Annotated in this window: 7 protein-coding genes; 2 read left to right on the forward strand and 5 right to left on the reverse strand. The window is 63.3% G+C overall.

Features of this window, described 5'->3' with window-relative positions; translation table 11 throughout:
• The first annotated feature begins 45 nt into the window (after positions 1 to 45).
• Positions 46 to 447 (forward strand): YciI family protein, encoded by a 402-nt coding sequence (locus tag QZ564_RS08810; RefSeq protein WP_297108014.1) that lies wholly within the window; start codon positions 46 to 48, stop codon positions 445 to 447.
• On the opposite strand, the gene panC is transcribed toward QZ564_RS08810, so the two are convergent.
• The 5 genes from panC to QZ564_RS08835 all read right to left on the reverse strand — a co-directional run bounded on the left by panC (position 427) and on the right by QZ564_RS08835 (position 5,196).
• Positions 427 to 1,281, reverse strand: a complete 855-nt coding sequence (gene panC / locus QZ564_RS08815; RefSeq protein WP_297108018.1) for a pantoate--beta-alanine ligase — start codon at positions 1,279 to 1,281, stop codon at positions 427 to 429. The two genes, QZ564_RS08810 and panC, sit on opposite strands and share 21 nt — an antisense overlap.
• Positions 1,278 to 2,489, reverse strand: a complete 1,212-nt coding sequence (gene coaBC, locus QZ564_RS08820; RefSeq protein WP_297108021.1) for a bifunctional phosphopantothenoylcysteine decarboxylase/phosphopantothenate--cysteine ligase CoaBC — start codon at positions 2,487 to 2,489, stop codon at positions 1,278 to 1,280. The genes panC and coaBC overlap by 4 nt, the downstream gene beginning before the upstream one ends.
• 4 nt (positions 2,490 to 2,493) lie before the next feature.
• Entirely contained in the window at positions 2,494 to 3,312 is an 819-nt protein-coding gene (gene panB, locus QZ564_RS08825) for a 3-methyl-2-oxobutanoate hydroxymethyltransferase (RefSeq protein ID WP_297108023.1), read from the reverse strand.
• Between the two features lie 94 nt (positions 3,313 to 3,406).
• Positions 3,407 to 3,982 carry a pseudouridine synthase gene (locus QZ564_RS08830; protein WP_297108026.1) on the reverse strand — a complete coding sequence of 192 codons (576 nt, stop codon included), beginning with the start codon at positions 3,980 to 3,982 and terminating at the stop codon, positions 3,407 to 3,409.
• A gap of 302 nt (positions 3,983 to 4,284) precedes the next feature.
• A complete protein-coding gene (locus tag QZ564_RS08835; RefSeq protein WP_297108029.1) occupies positions 4,285 to 5,196 on the reverse strand; it encodes a LysR substrate-binding domain-containing protein in 912 nt (303 codons plus the stop codon).
• A 115-nt stretch (positions 5,197 to 5,311) separates the two neighbouring features.
• On the opposite strand from QZ564_RS08835, the gene atzF reads away from it, so the two are divergent.
• Positions 5,312 to 6,540: allophanate hydrolase (gene atzF, locus QZ564_RS08840; protein ID WP_297108032.1), on the forward strand; the 1,229-nt coding region annotated here is incomplete at its 3' end.

Genomic DNA, 6,540 nt, shown 5'->3' on the forward strand with positions numbered 1-6,540 from the left:
GACAGGAGCATAGTGCCCGCCGCGCATATTGGTCGGGAGGTCCGGATGCTCTACGCCATCCTTTGCTACAACGAGGAAAATGTCGTCGCCACCTGGACCCAGGAGGAGGACGATGCCTGCATGGCGCGGCTGATGGATGTGCAATCGGGCATGGCCGGCAAGGGCAAGCTGGGGCCCGTGGTGCGGCTGTGGAACACCGACGAGGCCAAGACCCTCAAAAAGACCAATGGCGACCCGGTGGTCTTTGACGGCCCCTTTGCCGAAACCAAGGAACAGTTCCTTGGCTTCTATGTTGCCGACTGCGCCGATATGGATGAAGCACTCGAATTCACCCGCGAGCTGGCCAAGGCCAATCCGGGCACCGGCTCCTACGAAATCCGGCCGCTGCGCTTCTTTGGCGACAACAAGCTCAAAAGCACCGAACTTCTAAGCGTCGCCGCCGAGTAGGAGATTATCGATCAGCCGCGTCGCCCCCAGATAGGCCGCCACCGCAAGAAGCGCGCCACGCGCGCCGATCTGGGTGATGGCGCCCAGGCTCTCCGGGTCCCTCACCTCCCAGTATTGCACCTTGATCCGGTCCGATTGGGCCAGCACATCCAACCCGATCTGCGCGAGTTTTTCCGCATCGCGCTCGCCAGCCTGATAGGCAGCAGCCACTGTCTGCAGGCTCTTGTGGATCAGCGGCGCCGCCGCCCGGTCTTCCGCCGAGAGATAGACATTGCGTGAACTGAGCGCCAAACCGTCCGGCTCGCGCACGATCGGCCCCCGCAATATCTCGACCGGTATGTCGAGATCGCGCACCATGCGCTCGATCACCGCGCATTGCTGCGCATCCTTCTGCCCGAACACCGCCACATGCGGCTGCACCAGGTTGAACAGCTTCAGCACCACCGTGGTGACGCCGCGGAAATGCCCTGGCCGCATCGCCCCGCAAAGCGGGCCGGAGACCAGCGTCTCTTCGACCAGGGTCGAGGCGCCTTCGGGATACATGTCCTCGACCGATGGCAGGAACAGCGCATCGACGCCCGCCCGTTCGAGCTTGTCGATATCAGCCTCGATGGGACGCGGATAGCGCGACAGGTCCTCATTGGGCCCGAACTGCAGCGGATTGACGAAGATGGAGGCGATGACCAGGTCCGCAGCCTCCCGCGCCCGTGCCATCAGGCTCATATGGCCCTCATGCAGCGCGCCCATTGTGGGGACAAAGCCGATGCGCGTCTCCGGCGTCACCTTGGCCCGCCAGGTCCTAAGGGCGGCCTTGTCGCGGAGAATAACGGTCATGCGATGCGGTCCCAGATCTGCCGGGCAATGTCGGCTTTGGGGCCCAGCGCCAGTTCATGACGCTCGCCCTTTGCCGAGAGCAGCACGCCGGCATTGGTGCCCACCGCAAAGCCGGTCTGGCCGGCCGCGCCCAGCTTGCTGACCTCATTGGCAAAGAGGAAATCGAGCCCCTTGGCCTTGAGCTTGCCCGCGCCATGTTCTTCCACATTGTCGGTCTCGGCGGCAAAGCCGAGGAACCACTGGGTCGTGGCCGCCTGGCGCAGGCTGCCCAGCACATCGGTCGAAGGGACGAGATCGAGGGCAATGGCGTCCGAGGCGCGCTTCAATTTGCTGGCCGAAGGCGCGGCCACCGCATAATCCATGACCGCCGCCGTCGCCACCACGCCGGTGGCCTGCGGCAGGCGCTGGAGTGCGGCCGCGGCCATCTCCTCGGCCGTTCGCACCTCGACCAGATGAAACCGGGCTTCAGTGCCGCGCGGCGGCTTGGGGCGGACGACGCCCTTGTCGACGCCCAGCACATAGTCCACCACCGCCCCGCGCCTCAGCGCTTCCTCGGCCATGGCCGCACCCATGCGCCCGGTGGAATGATTGGTGATATAGCGCACCGCATCAATGGCCGTGGTCGTGGGTCCGGCGGTGATCAGAATGCGTTCATTATTGAGGTCCTGGCCCCCCTCCTGGCTAAGCGCCGCCTCGATGGCCGCCACGATCGTGGCCACCGGCGCCAGCTTGCCCATGCCCACCTCGCCACACGCCAGCAGCCCCGAAGCCGGTTCCACGACCGTCGCACCGCGCTCGACCAGCGTCGCAAGGTGTTGTTGGACAACGGGTTTTTCCCACATCACGGTGTTCATCGCCGGAGCAATGAGCATCGGCGCCTCGGTCGCCAGCGCCACCGTCGAGGGCAGGTCATCGGCGAACCCCAAAGCGAGCTTTGCCAGCATGTTAGCGCTCGCCGGCGCAAACACCACCAGATCAGCCCACCGCGCAAAATCGATATGCTCGGTCCCCGAGACGTCCGGCCCGAACTGCTCAGACCGCGCCTTGCGGCCGCTGAGTGTTTCAAGCACCAACGGCGACACGAACTCCTTGGCACTATTGGACAAAATGCACTGGACCTGGTGCCCCGCCTTGCCCAGTTCGCTGACAATGTCGGCTGCCTTGTAGGCCGAAATCGAGCCGGAAATGGCGATGAGGATATTGGCCATGGCGTCAATCAGCCCGGCGCGGCAAAGGGATAGGGCCCCGTTCCGCCTTGGTCTCGGTCACATATTCGCCCACCGCCGTCTTGATGATCGAGGCCACATCGGCGCGCGGCCGGGCAAAGCTGGGCGGCGGCGACGTATTGAGGCCGATAAGGTCATTGACCACCAGCACCTGGCCCGCGCAATCGGCGCCCGAACCGATGCCGATCGTCGGGATGGCCAGCATATGTGTTATTTCGGCAGCGAGCGTTGGCGTGACGCATTCGAGCACAATGGCAAAGGCCCCGGCCGCCTCAAGCGCACGGGCCTCCTGACGCAACCGTTCGGCCGAGACGTCATCCTTGCCATGCATGTAGTAGCCGCCCATCTGGTGCACGGCCTGCGGCGTCAGCCCGATATGGGCGACAACGGCAATGCCATGCTCGACCAGCCGCTTGACCGTGGGCACCATGGCAAGACCGCCTTCAAGCTTGACCGCCTCGACCCCGGTTTCCTTCATCACCCGTACAGCATTCTCAAGCGCTGTATCGGGATCGGTCACCGTACCGAATGGCATGTCGCAGACCAGCAGGGCGCGGGATGAGCCGCGCTTGACCGCTGCCGCATGGCGGATCATGTCGTCCAATGTCACCGGCAGCGTCGTCTCGTGACCGAGCACGACATTGCCCAGACTGTCGCCGACAAGGATCATGTCGACCCCGGCCATGTCGACCAAGGCGGCCATGGTGGCGTCATAGGCAGTGAGCATCGCCACTGCCTCGCCGCGCCGGCGCATGGCGGCGATGTCGCGGGTGGTCAGGCGCTTGCGCGGGGTCTGGGTCGACATATCTAGTCCTCCAACCCTGCCCGGGTCCAATATGGTCCGGCCATTGTCGCGGAGATAGGGCAAAGCGGGGCGGCGCGCCAGCCCTTCATTGGTGCTATGCGCGGGACGCCGGACGGCGACGGCTGCTTGACCCGACACGCAACTCGCGCCATGCGCCCGGGGCAATTCCCTCCAGCGTCCAATCTCCAATGCGCCAGCGAACCAGTCTCAGCGTGGGCAGACCCACCGCTGCAGTCATGCGCCGCACCTGCCGATTTCGACCCTCGGTGATGACAAGTTCAAGCCAGCTGTCCGGAACGCTCTTCCGATAGCGCACCGGCGGGTCACGGCGCCACAGGTCCGGCGGATCGATCAATCGGGCCCTTGCAGGTCGGGTCGGTCCATCCTTCAGGATCACACCCTTGCGCAATTGCGCCAACGCATCCTTGGTGGGAATACCTTCGACCTGCACCAGATAGGTCTTTTCCTTATTGTAGCGTGGCGAGGAAATCTCAGCCTGCAGCCGCCCGTCGTCGGTCAGCAGCAGCAGGCCCTCGCTGTCCTTGTCGAGCCGCCCCGCCGGATAGACCCCGGGCACCCGGACGAAATCGGCAAGCGTTTCCCCCGGCCCGCCACCGGTAAATTGCGACAGCACCCCGAAAGGCTTGTTGAGCAGGATCAGGCGGGACATCACACCGGCCAGTGATTGCGTGTTCGGCACGCGCCCGCATGGCGGTCCCGTGACGTAATGTCAATGTCTGGCAGGGGCGATGGGTGGCGGAGGGAAGAACTCCGCCAGTATCGGCAAAGTGGCCCCATTAACTGCGTAGGTTGGCAGAAAGGGGGCGTTTCTGACAGGCGGCTTCCGGCCTGGATTAGGCGCGAACAGTGACCACTGGTCTGGGTCAAGAGGACCTGACTCACCGCGAAGGCAGCTACCGTTCACAGAGCGCACGCGTGGCGAAAGATCAGTATCCTGGCTGACCTTCCCCTCTACCCGGTCGTTCCATCGCCGTAGCGCGAATGCAGGCTGCTCGAGATCTGGTCTACAAACTTGGAGGCCGCAACCGAGAGCGACCGACCACGCAGTTGCCCAAGGACCAATTGGGTAGGTGGCAGGTCGCGCTGGTCGATCTCACGCGCCACCAGATTGCCACTGGCTTCCGGGACGCCGGCGCGGATCTGGAAAGAGATTATGTTTTCGCCCGATGCATAGCTGCGCAAGATCTCGAAAGAATCCGACTCAACAACCGTATGCACCGGCAAGCCCAGGCGCACCAATGCCGCCTGCAAGAGATGCCGAATGGCCAATGTCGGTCCTGGCATAGCAATTGGATACTGCAGACACTCGCGCAGCCTGATGGTCCGCGCAGATGCCAGGGGATGATCCTTGCTCATCAACGCGCAGAGGGGCTGGTGCAGGATCAGCAAGGGCTGGAATTCAGGCGCCGGTGGCGGTGCAATGACGAGGGCAACATCGGCCTCGAAACCGGCCACGGCGCTGACCGCATGAATATGGTCGCGCACCAGCACCGAAAAGGACACCAGCGGATGCTGGGCCCGGTAGGCGGCAATTTCATGTGGAATCAAGCCGTGGGCGAATGCCTGGCTGGCGGCAATCGTCACATGACCGCGCCGCACCCCCGAGAGGTCGGCAAGCTGGGACCTCAAGCGCTCGAAATCGGCCAGTTGGGCGCGGATATGACGAAGCACCAGCTCGCCGGCGGCGTTCAGGCGCATGCCCTGCGGCATCCGCTCAAAGATGGGTGTGCCCAGTTCGGATTCGAAATCCTGAATTTTTCGGGTCAGCGCCGAGGGTGTGATGGCCAGCCGTGCGGCACTCTGCCGTATCGACCCGCTCGTTGCAACGTCCGCAATGCATTGAAGTGTCTTGAGATGCCGCACGCAGCGCCCCCTCTGGTGTTGCCCCAATTGCAACACGGCGATCAAAAACTAGCAATAGACGTCAACGCATGGCGCGATAGGGTCTGAGCAGGATCAGCCACACGGACCTTTTCTCTTGTTCAGCCCAATGCACTCCCTCAGCGACCTGCCCGACATTGCTGCCCGCCTTGCGGCATATCGTTCCGGTCGTTCAGCAGCCAGCGATCTGGACGCGACGCTCGACGCTGTGGAGGCCGAAGGGCGGCCGGTCTGGATATCGATCATGCCGAGGGTGGAGGCACACGCCTTGCTCGCGGATGCCCAAGCGCGTCTCGACGCCGGGGAGAACCTGCCCCTGTTCGGCATCCCTTTCGGCGTAAAGGACAATATCGACGTCAAAGGCCTTGAGACGACGGCAGCATGCAATGAATTTGCGTATCGTCCCGAGGAGTCCGCCTTTGTCGTGAGGCGGCTCATCGCAGCAGGCGCCATACCGGTGGGCAAGACCAATCTCGACCAGTTCGCCACCGGTCTTAACGGCACTCGTTCCCCTTATGGCATGCCGGCCTGCGCCTTCGACGACGCCTATGTGTCGGGCGGATCAAGCTCCGGTTCTGCGATTGCGGTAGCCAAGGGACAAGTTCCGTTCGCCCTGGGAACAGACACCGCCGGCTCCGGTCGCATTCCGGCCGGCTTCAACAATATCGTGGGCATCAAGCCCAGCCGAGGCCTGCTCAGCACGCAGGGCGTCGTACCGGCCTGCCGCTCCCTTGATTGCGTCTCTATCCTGTCCAACACAATGGCGGACGGACTCGCGGTTCTGAGTGCTGCAGCGGGCTTTGACCCGGAAGACCCCTATTCGCGCGAAGGCAGCTGGACTTCCCTGGGTACCCTGCGACGCGACTTCACATTCGGGATTCTCGACGCCCACACACTGGATCGGTGCACACCGTCAGTTGTCCAAAGCTACCAGAATGCCATCAAGGCACTTGAGCAGCTTGGCGGGACCGCCGTGGCCTTTGATTACGCGCCCTTCGAAGAGGTCGCCGAACTACTCTATGCGGGGCCGTGGGTTGCCGAAAGACTGGCCGCGATACGGGATTTTGCGACCACCCAATCTGAAGCCATTCATCCGGTCGTGCGCGACATCATCCTTTCCGCGCACCAGTTTGCCGCCGTTGATGCTTTTGAAGGCCAATACCGGCTCGCGGCCCTGGCACGCAGCACGGCCGAAATCCTGAACCAGTTCGACATGATGCTGGTGCCAACCGCGCCAGAACACCCCACAACACAGGAAATGCTCGCCGACCCGATAGGCGCCAACTCCCGCCTCGGCCTGTTCACCAATTTCGTCAACCTGCTCGA

The organism is uncultured Devosia sp. (assembly GCF_913055165.1).
In the GTDB taxonomy this organism is placed as follows: domain Bacteria; phylum Pseudomonadota; class Alphaproteobacteria; order Rhizobiales; family Devosiaceae; genus Devosia.

Bases quoted from the DNA above. Each gene is read 5' to 3' on its own strand.
- QZ564_RS08810 (WP_297108014.1), top strand. From the start codon at position 46: ATGCTCTACGCCATCCTTTGCTACAACGAGGAAAATGTCGTCGCCACC.
- panC (WP_297108018.1), bottom strand. From the start codon at position 1,281: ATGACCGTTATTCTCCGCGACAAGGCCGCCCTTAGGACCTGGCGGGCC.
- coaBC (WP_297108021.1), bottom strand. From the start codon at position 2,489: ATGGCCAATATCCTCATCGCCATTTCCGGCTCGATTTCGGCCTACAAG.
- panB (WP_297108023.1), bottom strand. From the start codon at position 3,312: ATGTCGACCCAGACCCCGCGCAAGCGCCTGACCACCCGCGACATCGCC.
- QZ564_RS08830 (WP_297108026.1), bottom strand. From the start codon at position 3,982: ATGTCCCGCCTGATCCTGCTCAACAAGCCTTTCGGGGTGCTGTCGCAA.